This window comes from Margalitia sp. FSL K6-0131 (genome assembly GCF_038008735.1).
Taxonomy (GTDB): Bacteria; Bacillota; Bacilli; order Bacillales; family Bacillaceae_C; genus Margalitia; species Margalitia shackletonii.
In genome coordinates this window covers 2503272-2517188 of record NZ_JBBOZS010000001.1, presented here as the reverse complement: position 1 = coordinate 2517188, position 13917 = coordinate 2503272, and the positions used below count along the sequence as shown (strand labels likewise).

General features: G+C 35.5%; 11 protein-coding genes. 4 read left to right on the top strand and 7 right to left on the bottom strand.

Going from position 1 to position 13917, the window contains the following annotated elements:
• The first annotated feature begins 245 nt into the window (after nt 1-245).
• From NSQ59_RS12245 to hpaB, 3 genes are all read left to right on the top strand, one after another.
• Nucleotides 246-437: a hypothetical protein gene (locus NSQ59_RS12245; protein ID WP_055739603.1), complete on the top strand. Its 192-nt coding sequence runs from the start codon at nt 246-248 to the stop codon at nt 435-437.
• Between the two features lie 376 nt (nt 438-813).
• Nucleotides 814-2433 (top strand): ABC-F family ATP-binding cassette domain-containing protein, encoded by a 1620-nt coding sequence (locus NSQ59_RS12240; RefSeq protein WP_055739602.1) that lies wholly within the window; start codon nt 814-816, stop codon nt 2431-2433.
• A 228-nt stretch (nt 2434-2661) separates the two neighbouring features.
• Nucleotides 2662-4092 (top strand): 4-hydroxyphenylacetate 3-monooxygenase, oxygenase component, encoded by a 1431-nt coding sequence (gene hpaB / locus NSQ59_RS12235; protein WP_055739601.1) that lies wholly within the window; start codon nt 2662-2664, stop codon nt 4090-4092.
• A gap of 32 nt (nt 4093-4124) precedes the next feature.
• Here the strand turns inward: hpaB and NSQ59_RS12230 are convergent, their stop codons facing one another.
• The 6 genes from NSQ59_RS12230 to NSQ59_RS12205 form a co-directional block, all read right to left on the bottom strand.
• Nucleotides 4125-4589 (bottom strand): (2Fe-2S)-binding protein, encoded by a 465-nt coding sequence (locus tag NSQ59_RS12230; RefSeq protein WP_055739600.1) that lies wholly within the window; start codon nt 4587-4589, stop codon nt 4125-4127.
• A complete protein-coding gene (locus NSQ59_RS12225; protein WP_055739599.1) occupies nt 4590-5423 on the bottom strand; it encodes an FAD binding domain-containing protein in 834 nt (277 codons plus the stop codon).
• The gene (locus NSQ59_RS12220) at nt 5420-7741 is read right to left on the bottom strand and encodes a xanthine dehydrogenase family protein molybdopterin-binding subunit (RefSeq protein WP_055739598.1); all 2322 of its coding nucleotides are present in this window, start codon (nt 7739-7741) and stop codon (nt 5420-5422) included. Before NSQ59_RS12220 ends, NSQ59_RS12225 begins: the two co-directional genes overlap by 4 nt.
• A gap of 144 nt (nt 7742-7885) precedes the next feature.
• Nucleotides 7886-8752 (bottom strand): DUF421 domain-containing protein, encoded by an 867-nt coding sequence (locus NSQ59_RS12215; protein WP_055739597.1) that lies wholly within the window; start codon nt 8750-8752, stop codon nt 7886-7888.
• 17 nt (nt 8753-8769) lie between these two features.
• Nucleotides 8770-8973 carry a DUF1657 domain-containing protein gene (locus NSQ59_RS12210; protein ID WP_055739596.1) on the bottom strand — a complete coding sequence of 68 codons (204 nt, stop codon included), beginning with the start codon at nt 8971-8973 and terminating at the stop codon, nt 8770-8772.
• A gap of 73 nt (nt 8974-9046) precedes the next feature.
• Nucleotides 9047-9253 carry a DUF1657 domain-containing protein gene (locus tag NSQ59_RS12205; RefSeq protein ID WP_055739595.1) on the bottom strand — a complete coding sequence of 69 codons (207 nt, stop codon included), beginning with the start codon at nt 9251-9253 and terminating at the stop codon, nt 9047-9049.
• A gap of 217 nt (nt 9254-9470) precedes the next feature.
• Here NSQ59_RS12205 and pepF point away from each other — a divergent pair, with 217 nt between their 5' ends.
• Nucleotides 9471-11282 carry an oligoendopeptidase F gene (pepF, locus tag NSQ59_RS12200; RefSeq protein WP_340831434.1) on the top strand — a complete coding sequence of 604 codons (1812 nt, stop codon included), beginning with the start codon at nt 9471-9473 and terminating at the stop codon, nt 11280-11282.
• A gap of 40 nt (nt 11283-11322) precedes the next feature.
• Here the strand turns inward: pepF and mprF are convergent, their stop codons facing one another.
• Nucleotides 11323-13863 (bottom strand): bifunctional lysylphosphatidylglycerol flippase/synthetase MprF, encoded by a 2541-nt coding sequence (gene mprF / locus NSQ59_RS12195; protein ID WP_235950425.1) that lies wholly within the window; start codon nt 13861-13863, stop codon nt 11323-11325.
• Nucleotides 13864-13917: the final 54 nt, after the last annotated feature.

Below are 13917 nucleotides of genomic sequence, written 5' to 3'. Positions count from 1 at the left end.
TCTTCAGTTTTCCCATTCATGACCAAAGTAATGTAGAAAAGTCGCGAAATAAGAAACTATTGTAAACAACGAATAGATTTTAATGGATTAGAAATGCTTTTAATATGGTTCTTTTCTTAAAATATCGATTAATAATAATTAGCATCATAAAAAAACATGCCTCGAATCTAAGTCTACAATAGGATTTTAGTTATTATTCAAAAAAAGCATGAATATAATCAAACCTAGAAAACGGAGATGGTCAAATGAAAGATAAACACGATAAAATTCTGACAAATGCGCCTGAAAGACCAGCTATTACTATTAATACAGCTGGTGATAATATAACAGGCACGAAATATGCACCTGGCGATTCGGTTAATGAGTTTGAGCATTTGAAGGATGCAAATACAATCCTTGCTAAAGATGAAATCCAACAACAAAATGAAAATTTATAAAAACTTTAAAAAGCTAAAATCCCGCTGGTGATTTTAGCTTTATTTATTTATGAAAAAAAATAATATAGCACTTTATAACCTTATCACTTAAATTATCACCTCCAGTGAAAGGAGCCGTCAGGAAGCTGATTTCTACGTCTCCTCTACGCCGGTAAAGCATCAGGTGAAAATGGAAGTGCTATTTTCAAATTGGTGAAATTTGAAGTGCATTTTCACTAGCTCCTGAGGTACTTCTATTTGTTTCCTTTGGTTTCGGTGAAGACACTTATAAACCGTACGCCTATAGGCAAGGCGCTTTCCATTTGAATTAAAGATGCCTTTTACATTTATTCCATGATATAATCAAACAGATATTATATGTGGAGGTCGTAATGATTTGATTACAGTAAACAAAGTAGGTTTACGTTATGGAGAACGTAAACTATTCGAAGATATTAATATTAAATTTACTCCAGGCAATTGCTATGGCCTTATTGGTGCCAACGGTGCAGGAAAATCAACTTTTTTGAAAATTTTGGCTGGCGATTTAGAACCGCAATCGGGTGACGTGCATATTACACCTGGAGAAAGACTGGCGGTATTAAAGCAAAATCATTTTGAATATGAAGAACATGAGGTATTGAAAGTCGTAATAATGGGGCATACACGCTTGTATGAAGTGATGCAAGAAAAGGATGCCATTTATATGAAGGCTGATTTTACTGATGAAGATGGAATGAAAGCTGCTGAACTTGAAGGAGAGTTTGCCGAACTAAACGGTTGGGAGGCTGAATCAGAAGCAGCCATTTTATTAAAAGGATTAGGGATTGGGGAAGAACTTCATACAAAGAAAATGGAAGAACTCACTGGTGCCGAAAAAGTAAAAGTACTCCTTGCACAAGCATTATTCGGAAAACCGGATATTCTGTTATTGGATGAGCCAACGAACCATTTGGATTTAAAAGCAATCCAATGGTTGGAGGAATTCCTCATTAACTTCGAAAATACTGTCATTGTTGTTTCCCATGACCGTCATTTCTTAAACAAAGTATGTACTCATATTGCTGATTTAGATTTCGGCAAAATTCAGCTTTATGTCGGTAATTATGATTTCTGGTATGAATCCAGTCAGCTAGCACAAAAAATGATGCAGGAAGCGAATAAGAAAAAAGAAGAACAAATTAAAGAGCTTCAAGCATTTATTGCAAGATTTAGCGCCAATGCTTCAAAGTCAAAACAAGCAACATCACGGAAAAAATTATTGGATAAAATTACATTAGATGATATCAGGCCTTCTTCCCGAAAATACCCATACGTACATTTTACTCCTGAACGCGAAATAGGAAATGATTTATTACGTGTGGAAGGTTTAACGAAAACCATTGACGGTGTCAAAGTATTGGATAATGTAAGCTTTATTATGAATAAAGACGACAAGATTGCATTAGTAGGCCAAAATGAAATTGCAAAAACGACCCTTTTCAAAATCTTGTCTGGTGAAATGGAACCAGACAGCGGCTCCTATAAATGGGGTGTTACTACTTCACAAGCCTATTTTCCAAAGGATAATAGCGAGTACTTTGAAAATGGCGAGTTAAACTTAGTTGATTGGTTGCGTCAATATTCACCTCTTGACCAAAGTGAAAGCTTTTTAAGAGGCTTCCTTGGCAGAATGCTATTTTCCGGTGAAGAGGTAATGAAAAAAGCAAATGTGTTATCCGGTGGAGAAAAAGTACGTTGTATGCTTTCAAAAATGATGCTAAGCGGATCCAATGTCCTGCTGCTTGATGAACCAACAAACCATTTAGATCTTGAATCGATTACTGCATTGAATAACGGGTTAATTCGCTTTAAAGGTTCTTTAATCTTTGCTTCACATGATCATCAGTTTATCCAAACGATTGCAAATCGTATTATTGAATTAACTCCAAATGGCATGATTGATAAAGTCATGACGTATGATGAGTATTTAGAGAACGACGATATTCAGGCCCAATTGACTAAATTATATGCTTAACTAGAAAAGTGCAAGTACCTTGCCCATTGGCGTAGTATTTCATAGTAAGGATACGTTGAAATCCTCCTGCCGATGGCTGCCGCTTGCGCTAGACAAAAACAACACCATTAAAACAATGAAATTAGTAAAAAAATTTACCAATAATGAAGGAATCAACATTTACGTTGATTCCTTTTTTTGATCATTTCATATCATATAAATATATTCTTTAAGGGTGTGAAGCTTTTTATGACAATATCAGGAAGTGAATATATTAAAAGAATTGATGCTTTAAACAATGAGGTTTGGGTGAATGGACAGAAAATAACCGGGAATATTTCAGAACATCCAGCATTTAAAGGCATTATGAAGAGCAAGGCACACTTATTTGATTTGCAAAACAATGAAGATCATAAAGAACTTTTAACCTTTAAAACATCATCCAAAAAGGAAGTTGGATTTTCTTTTCAACAGCCTACAACGTTAAAAGAGTTAGAAAAGCGGAGGATTGCTACTGCATTTTGGTCCAGAACAAATGCTGGCATGCTTGGAAGGTCGCCTGATTACGTGAATACCGCGATAATGTCATTAGGTACTGCTCATAATTTATTCGGGAAAAATGATCCAAATTTCGGCTCTAATATCCTTCATATATATCAAAAAGCTATGGAAAAAGATCTTACTTTTACACACACGTTTATCAATCCGCAAGTGAATCGATCCACAAGTTATATGGAGGAAGATTCCAATATCATCGCAGCAAAAATCATCAAGGAAAATACAGATGGAATTGTTATTAAGGGGGCACGTTTACTATCCACTCAAGGAGGTATAACAGACGAACTTTTAGTAATTCCGGCAGGAGGAAACTTTATTGATGAATCTTATATTTATGCATTTACAATCCCCTCTAATACACCAGGCTTAAAATTTCTTTGCCGAGAATCTTTTGTATTAAGTGATTCCCCTTTTGATCATCCACTTGGCTCCCGCTTCGAAGAAATGGATACGGTTGTTGTGTTTGATGAGGTACTTGTGCCTTGGGAGAATGTATTTTTATATAAGGATTACGACATAGCTTTTTCTATGTTTCAAGAAACAAATTTTAATACATTATTACTATATCAGGCTTTAACGAGAATGATCGTGAAGACAGAATTTATCCTTGGACTTGCGGAAAGTTTAATAGATGCCATTAATATTGGAGAATATCAGCATGTCAAAGATAAAGTCAGTGAAGTTATTGTAACGTTGGAAATCTTAAAAGGCCTTCAATTCTCTGCAGAAATACAAGCAAAAAAAAATAATTGTGGAACTTTGGTGCCAGATGCGAAACCGTTGAATGCGGCAATTTATTATTATCCGCGGATGTACCCAAGATTAGTGGAAATTATCCAGTTATTAAGCGGAAGCAGTTTGATTACACTTCCTACGGATAAAGATTTTCATTCACCGGTACGTAACTATATTGATCAATATCTTCAAGGAGCCAATTCCACCGCAGAAGACAAAGTAAAACTATTTCGGTTGGCATGGGATTTATGTATGAGTCCATTCGGAACTAGACAAACTCACTTTGAACGCTTTTTTTTCGGTGACCCTGTTAAGTTATCCATGGGCCTATACAATGGATATAATAAAAATGAATATGTTGATTATATTAAGCAATTTTTATCGTAATGGGACAGAGGGACAGGTCAGGTCCCTCGTTCCTACCTTTGGTTTTTCACGCTATGAAAGGCTTCCATCATTTCCTGATAGCTAGTGCATCTGCAAATATTAGATTCCATCCAATCTTGAATAGTCTCGTCATCTGCATCTGGAAATAGGGATAATAAAGAATGTGCATTCATAATAAATCCCGGTGTACAAAACCCGCATTGAAACGCATTTTTTTCAACATATGCCTGTTGAATCGGAGTGAATTTTAACCCTTCTATTGTTAGGATTTCTTTATCCAATGCTTCGATTGCGAGCATAAGACAGGACTTTTGGGGCCATCCATCTACATTAACAGTACATGCTCCACAATCCCCGTTTCCACAGCCATATTTAGTTCCTGTTAATCCAAGTTCCTCCCGAATAACCGTTAATAAGGTATCTGCTGCACGAAAATGTACTTCTCTTTCTTCTCCATTTACATGTAAGTAACTATTGAAATATTTGGAGCCCGCCACCTACTCCACCTCCAGCTTCTGAAAAATTTCAAGTAAGTTTTTTTCTAATAAATACTTTTTATAATCAGCAGAACCCTGAATATCATCAATAATTGGCTTTGGCCATGCATCAATTGCTTCTTTTATTCTATCTTTGTAAGCCAATTGTCGATTGTTTAATCGATTGTCAATGGTTTCCTCATGGATTGGGAGTAATGATATTCCGCTAACAGCTATTTTTAATCTTCCATTTATCTTAATAGCATTAATAGATATAACAGGATATCCGACCGTTCCTATAGTTCTTATCTTTTTTGCATAATAAGGAGCATTTATATACTCTTCATCTACTACTAATTGAACAAGTAAAGTTCCGGCAGGCAGTTGATATTCCTCATTAAATGCATCTTTAATAGGGATTTCTCTAATCCCTCCTTCGTTTGCTATGACAACATTGCTATCCGTTATCAAAAATGGAAGAATTCCTTCTTTAAAGCGAATATTACTGCAAATATTTCCACCTAAAGAAATTTTATTTCTGGCTGTTTGGTCTGCAATTTCAATAGCCGTTTTACTTAATAATGGAAAGCTATCTTGGTAGACTGATTGAGTTAAAGAAATGCAAGATCCTAGAATCAATTTTTGTTCTCTCTCCAAAAGAATATTACACTCTGGTATCCCATTTATATCAATAACTGCATCCGTAAATAAACTGCTCGTTCTTCCTAGGGTAATGATTTCAGTACCGCCTCCAAAATACATTGGCGTTTTCCCGCTTAATAGAAAATGCTGATATAAACTGACAGCCTCCTGAATGGTATAGACTTTCATGTATTCAAAATTAAAAGGTATCATGATTGTACTCCATTCTTGATCCGCCATAAATTTTCCGGGGTTAATGGAAGAATCATTAATTCTTTTTCCATCGCATTGGAAAGACTGTTTGCTAATGCTGCAGGAATGCCTATGATGCCATGCTCCCCTATTCCGCGAATCCCATATGGAGAATCTAAGAACGGAGTTTCGACAAAATCAACAATATATTCAGGATTCTCGCCATATCTTAACATATGATAAGTCCTAAGCTGAGGATTTAATACTTCCCCTTTATTAGAAAAATCAAATTTCTCTCTAGTAGCAAAACTTAGACCCATATGGGCTGCCCCCATTACTTGCCCCTTTGCAAGTAGTGGATTAATTAACCTTCCACAATCAATGACAGCAAAAACTCTTTTAAGCTCATATGTGAAATTTTCCTCATCATATTCTACTTCGACCGCTTCAGCACCAACTGTCCATTCCGGCCCTGGAACCCCCTTTCCTGTTTCCGGATCAATGGGGACAATATTTCGCAAAATATATTTTCCTCTTCCAATAATTTCTCCGCCAATCGCACTTCCCTTGGGATATTTATATCCATGAGCAAGCTCCGCCATTGGAATGCTCCTAACTGGATTTGCTCTTAGGTAAACTTTCCCTTCCCCTACCTCTAAATCTTCTTCTTCCACTAAAAAAATTTTGGCGGCAACATGCTTAAATTGTGCAATTGCATCATTACATGCATCCATTACAGCCCTGCCGACCATAAATGTGCCTCTGCTCGCTACTGTTTTCCAATGCTCGGGAGTTATTTCCGTATCCACCGACATTTTTACATGTACCATATCTACATCCATTTTGAAACGCTCTGCAATGATTTGCGTTAAAGCTGTTTTGGTGCCTTGACCAAGTTCTACCAACCCGCAGTTTAGGTTCATGCTCCCATCATTATTAAAGGTAATGATTGCACCAGACCCTGCATCCGAATCAATATTGGAGGTTTTCCACAGACCGCTTATTCCAAGTGATCGAATTTTACCATTACCAATTTTTTGCCGGTAATTGATATTGGGACCTATAAGCTCTTTTAGCCTTTTTAAGCATTTTGTCATGTTTCCTATATTACTTTTAGTTAATGGTGTTTGTGTTGGGGTAGTATCTCCTTCCTTAATGGCATTTATTAGCCGAAAATCAATGGGATCCATATTTAGTTCCTTAGCTAAAATATCCATGGTTCGATCAGCAGCAAACGTTAGTTCCGAGTGGCTAAAGCCGCGAAATGAAGTAGAATAAGGGTGATTTGTATACATACAATAGGAATCACACCAAACATTTTCTATATTATAAGGTCCGGTGCAATCAATTCCTGCTGATTTACTCATATCAACTCCCTTATCTGAATAAGCACCTCCGTCAAACAAATAAGTGTATTTCGCAGCTTGAATCTTACCATCTGATGTACATCCGATTTTAACAGTAGCGGTAAGTCCAATGTGAACTGGTGACATAATAAGATCCTCTTCTCTAGAATTCAACACTTTAACGGGTTTTCCGCCGACAGCCCTTGAAGCAATATATGCAAGGTATTCCAGTTGTATTGCTGCCTTTCCCCCATATGCTCCACCAACAAGGGGTGTATGAACATCGACTTTTCCTTCCTCGATGTTAAAAATACTGGATATGGATTTTTTTATTAAATATGGCGCTTGTGAGGATGAGTGAATAATAACAATGCCAGAGGGAGTAATTTCAGCAGTTGCACATCTTGTTTCCATTGCTGCATGGTCGGCTTGTGTAAAGGAGTAGCTTTTTTCTACAATAACATCACATTTTGAAAATCCAGCGTCAATATTGCCTTTTCTAATTTTCGTATGGTTTGCAATGTTGGTACTGGGTACAGGATATATACCTTTCATCACTTCATATTTCCCTAGATTTTCATGGACTAGAGGTGAATTTTGCTGCATTGCCTCTAGTGGTGAATTAACGACTGGAAGGGGGGAGTAGTTAACTTTGATAAAATTCGCGGCTTGTTTTGCCTGATATTTTTTTTCCGCTACAATCATAACGACAGGCTCACCATAATGGCGTACTTTATCATAGGCAAGAGGTGGATGGTCCAAAATATCTTCTCCAGTCATCGGAAGATTTTCACCAGTTATAATGGCTCTAACACCATGAATTCTTTTAGCCTGTGATATATCTATAGAAAGAATTTTCGCATGTGCATGAGGGCTGCGAACAAATGCAGTTTCCAATATGTGTGAAAAGGCGATATCATTAGTATATCTTGCATTTCCTGTTACTTTATTAAGGGCTTCCTTTCTTATGATGCTTTTGCCCAACCCAGACATAAGAATATAACCTCCTGAACAGAAAAATTGTACCTTTTATTTCTATATGCACTAAATTATTTATATATGTAATATCAACCTTTATAAAAATAAAAACTCGCCATATTTGACGAGTATGAGTGATATTAGTACTTCAAAATTCACCTATTCGTTAAGTAAATATTCTACACGTTTTATCATGTGAGCTAAGCGTTCTGCATTCTTTTTATACATTTGCTGTGCTTCCTTTGATTCAGTTGCAAGGGTGAAAAGCTCCATATCTGCTTGACATTTTTTTATAGTAGCAAGTAACAAAGCTCTTTCCTGAGATTTTGGAATTTGAATTTTATCATCAAATATATCAACAGTTAATTTTCCGTACGAATCGATTTGTCCGACCACTATATTATCCAAAGCAACATTTAGTTTTTGCAGCTCCGCTTCCAGCCATGCGCGATTATATCCTGTTAGTCCCAATGGTTCATCTAAAATTTTTCCTTCCATAATAACTGTCTGCGGTTCTTTTTCTGATGGGACTTTCATTTGTATATCTTTTGGTGTTAACGGTTGACTTTCTTTTTTCATCAATACACTTAAATCGCCGCTTGGTTCTAAAACGGCAAATTCGACGTCCGCAATATTAAAGGCATTTTTCTGCCGAAGAAGCTCCATGATATTATCTATACTGTATTTTTCCTTATTTAAGGTATCCTCTTGTATTTTTCCGTCTTTTATAACAACTGTTGCTTTACCTTCAAGTACTTCACGAACCTTTTTATTTTTTAACGTACTAAAACTGATAATAAGAGGAATAACCGTCCATACAAGCAAACTGCTTACACCGTAAAAAAAATTTGATTTTACACCAACTGAAGTCTCTGCTGAAATATCGCCAATCGTTATTCCAATAATATATTCAAAGAGGGAGAGTTGTGATATTTGTTTTTTACCTCGAATTTTTGTCAGAATAAACAAAACAATAAGTATGGATAAGGACCTAATTATAACTTCTAACCATCCTGGCAAGTTCATTACACACTCTCCTTTCTCTATCCCTTATATTGGGGTTCTTCTCTTTCCAAAGAATAAACACGACTTTGCAGATCTTGAATGATCTCTTCCGTTTCCATCATACATTCATGAAATATCCGTTTTGCTTCATCATCTCTTGATACAAGAGCCAAATGACTAAAATTATTTTTTGCCCCTTGAAGACTTGCTATACAATTTTTCACATCCGATGCAACCGTCACATTGAATCCCCCTTTTGCAAATGATTAATTACCGGCGGTTATGCGGATAAGACCGCCGGTAAAACAAACGCAGTTATTGTTGTTTATATTGTGGTTCTTCTTGTTCAACCTCATTCATTCTTGGTGTTAAAGTATCGATAATTGTTTGTGTTTGTTGTGCACATGTTTGATAAAGCTGTTTAGCTTGTTGGTTATCCGTTGCTAAAGCAAAGCTTTCTAAGTTAGCCTGTGCACTTTTTAGGCCAGAAACAGTTTGTTTAATATTATTAATTACTGTCATATTAACTCCCTCCATTGTTTTCGAGCGTAATTTGTTCATATTGAACGAAATTATTTTGTGAAAAAGCTCGTTCTTTTATGATTTGAAATAATTCCCTACTAAAATCCTTCCAATTATAGCAATTTACCATATTCAAATTTTTCAAATTAATATATAATAAAATTTGTTAGGGATACGAAATGTTCCCATTATTCATATTTTTAAAGGAGGAATCAATATGCAGAAAACCGTTGAAAAAAGATTAACGCGTTCAGAGGTTCCTGTAGAAAATACATGGAATTTAAAGGATTTATTTGCTTCTGATGATCTTTGGGAAGCAGAGCTTAAATCAATTGAAACTGATATTTCAAGTGTAAGTCAGTTTAAAGGGAAACTTCATACAGGTGCGAAAGTTTTATTAAAATGTCTATACGCAGAGGAGCAGTTACACATCCGTGTCGTTAGAGTTGCTACTTACGCTAGCTTAAAATCCTCTGAAGATGGGTCTAATCCAGTTAATCAAGGAAATTCCTCCTTAGTTGCAGGAATGCTTGCAAAATTAGGTGCAGCTTTATCATTTATTGAGACAGAAATATTATCTCTTTCTGAAGGAACGGTTGAGAGATATTTACAAGAAGAGGCAGAGTTAGAAGTTTATAAAAATAAATTAAATGATTTATTAGAGAAAAAGAAATATATCCTTTCTCCGGAAGTCGAAGAGCTTTTAGCATCTTTGAGCGAAATACATAATTCACCATATACTATTTATCAGCTTGGCAAGTCTTCTGATATGCAATTTGACTCAATCCATGAAGGCGACAATGAATTGCCAATGTCCTTTGCCTTGTATGAAGACCGTTATGAATTGTCCACAAATACAGAGGTCCGAAGAAAAGCATATGATTCATTCATTAAAACTTTGGAACAATATAAAAACACTTTTGCAGCAACATATGCAACAAAAGTGAAGAAACAAGTTGCTATCTCGCGTGCCCGCAATTATTCTTCTGTTACTGAAATGCTTTTACACCCGCAAAAAGTAACAGAGGAAATGTATAATAATCAATTGGACATTATTCAGACGGAACTTGCACCTCATATGCAGCGTTTTGCAAATTTGAAAAAACGTGAATTAGGCTTAGATAAAATGTTGTTCTGTGATTTAAAGGCTCCTTTAGACCCAGACTTCAATCCAAAAACAACCTTTGGGGAAGCAGCCAATATGATCCTCGATGCACTTGAAGTAATGGGTCCTGAATACAGCCAAATTATGAAAACAGCATTATCTCAAAGATGGGTAGATTTAGCAGATAATATTGGTAAGTCAACAGGTGCATTTTGCTCCAGTCCATATGGTGTGCATCCATATATTTTGATTACATGGACAGATACGATGCGCGGCGCCTTTGTCTTAGCTCACGAATTAGGTCATGCAGGTCACTTCTATCTTGCCGGGAAAAATCAAAGAATAGTTAATACCCGTCCATCCATGTATTTTGTTGAAGCACCATCTACGATGAATGAACTTTTGCTTGCCAATCATATTCTTTCAAAAACGAATGATAAGCGCATGAAGCGTTGGGTTATCTCTAGTCTTTTAGGAACGTACTATCATAATTTTGTCACCCATCTTCTTGAAGGAGAATTCCAAAGACGAGTTTACAGTCTTGCGGAAGCTGGTAAACCATTAACAGCAAAAGCACTTTGTGAACAAAAATATGAAACAATTTCTAATTTCTGGGGAGATGCTGTTGAACTAGATGAAGGTGCAAGCTTAACTTGGATGCGTCAACCACATTATTATATGGGACTGTATCCATATACGTATTCTGCCGGTTTAACTGTATCTACTGCAGTTTCCCAAATGATTCAAGAAGAAGGTCAACCAGCAGTTGATCGTTGGTTAGACGTGTTAAAATCCGGAGGTACTTTAAAACCTCTTGATTTAATTAAAAAAGCCGGTGTCGATATGTCAAAACCAGATGCGATTAAAAAAGCGGTTGCATATGTCGGTTATTTAGTAGATGAATTAGAAAAAAGTTACGAATAAGGAAAGCGAAAAATAAAACAAAAAACGCCCTAGCCGATTATTAATCGGTTTTCGGGCGTTTTTTTGCTATTAGAAGCGCTACTTGAAACATTGTTAATGGAAGTGAAGTCTTTTTCCGATACGCCATGTATTTTGGTTCCCATGTATCGGCGTACTTTTCTTTAAAATTTTTCAATCCTTTAAAATGATAGATGAAACTGCCATGTAAATAGATTTGCGATGCTAGCTTTTCTCCTAAAAACGAATATTTGGACAAACCGACATTTGCTAAAGGTGCCATTCCAATATTAAACTGACTATATCCATTTTGACCTGCCCATTCAAATAGATGAATAAACATAAAATCCATAATCCCAGGCGGTATATCAGACAATTGACGCATAAGGTCCAAAGATAGTGTTTTATGATCATCATATTTTGGCATTAACGATGTAAAAGCAATAGGAACACCTTCTTCATTTTTCACAACAGCAATTGGTCCTAAATTTAAATAATCTTTGTCAAAAAAACCTAGTGAAAAACCTTTTTCCAATCTCCCTTGCAGCCATTGCTCCGAAATAAACTGTAAACGTGTTAGTAATTCGTCTGAGAAAGGAGGTTCCAGTACGTTACATGAAAAGCCCTCTCTCTCCAGTTTATTTTTCACGGCTCTTAAATTTTTCATTTTTTTCCCAGACAAAGAAAATTCCTCAACATTAACAAATGCTTCCTCACCTAATTTAAAGAAGTCATAGCCATTTTCATGCAGCATCGGAAGCATTTCTTTCGTAACCTCGTAATATACGGGAGTATATCCATACAAGTTAGCAACATCATGAAATTCTTCAATACAATCATGAAATTCTCGGTGATCTCCTACCGGATTACCTAGTACAACAAGCTTGTCCGCATATTTTTGAAAAGCAAACAGAACATTGCCTGATCTGCTCCAATAAATCATTTTGTCATGCAAAAATATTAAATGGGATAAAACAGTACCCCCATATTTTTGCAAATGTTCCATAATTTTCTCCGTCTCATTAATGGAGGATTGAAATTGTGCCTCATATGGTTTTTTCAGCCAGTACACAAAGTAAATGACGATTAATGCAATAATTAATCCTAAAACGGCACTTTTAAATAAATCACCAGGATCCAAAATCATGTATTTTCGTATAAAATGGGGAATTTTCATTTTCTCGCTATGTTGCGGTAAATTCATATACCCAATGAAAAAATACAATATGATAAAGAAAAGGATCCCCAGAAAATCGAATGCAGCTCTTCCCCATGTTACAACAAAGTTAATGCGATAAAAGCTTTTTTTCGATAACCATAAGATAAACGCAACGATGATTAAAAAAATTGCCTGTTCATAATTTAAGTTTTTTGTAATTGATAAGATAGCTGCAAAAATAAGCATGAACATGGTGAAATAATAAGCCCATTTCACTCTGTATTCAATTCCTCTTGATAAAAACAGCAATAATAAACCTGCTGCAACCGACAATTGATGAGAAAGGTTCATTATGGGAAAAGAAAGAAATTCCCTTAAGAATTTAACCCTTTCCAATACTCCAGGAAGAGATGCGGAAATTAACAAAATAATCCCGGAGAAAAATACTAAAATGGTGATAATCCAATGGCTAATATTTCGCGCCAAAAAATGAATGACCTGTCTGTACGGTTCATCTAAATCATTCCATAGCTTTTTCACAAACAAAATGGTACCGAGAATGAACGGAATAATATAATAACTAATCCGATAAAAAAGCAGAATCAACAAGATTTTTTCCGTAGGTACATGGAGACTTTCAAACCCTAGTAGCATAATTAAGTCAAAGGAACCGATACCTCCAGGAATCATACTGACAATTCCTGCACAGGACGCAACAATAAATATTGGGAATAACTCCCTCAGCGTAATATGAATATGAAGAATATTGGCGATAGTTAAAAACAACAAAATGGCAAACATCCATTCAAAAATGGATATCAATGCAAGCTCTAAAATATAGATGGTTTTAAAATGCTCCCCTTGATCCTTTCGTTCTCTTAATTTTGTTAAAAGAATTAGAATAGGTGCATATAGGCTTATCCCCCATACAGCTAGCTTTATCCATTTCATTCCCGCTAAAAAACTTGTTTGCATTATCCCTAGAGACACAATCCAACTTAAAATGGAAAGCCCCGCCAAATAAAATAGCGATATTTGAGCGATATTTTTTACCAACTTCCCGCGATCTTTGAATTTACCTTTAAAAAAGTAAGTTCTTAAACTTAATCCAGCTACTCCCCCAAAACCAATAAAATTAGAATATGTATTGATGGTTAACGAATATTTTGCCATTTCCAATTTTGGTATCCCAAGATTAAGAATTCGATTTAACACTAGATCGTAAAATAACATTGGAGTAACAGCAATAATTCCTAGTATGATAATAATAATGATATTGTGAACATTTAATTGATCTAGATGATTTTTGATTAAATTTATATCAAAATTCTTTATCATTTTTCTTGATTCTAAAAAAATAAATAATAGAAGAAGAACTGGGAATAAGAATTTCAAAGTATTTAATACCTTCTTATTCAGTTTCAAAAAATTGCACCCGCTTTCCATTCAACCTATCCACTAGTATATACTAAAACTTTC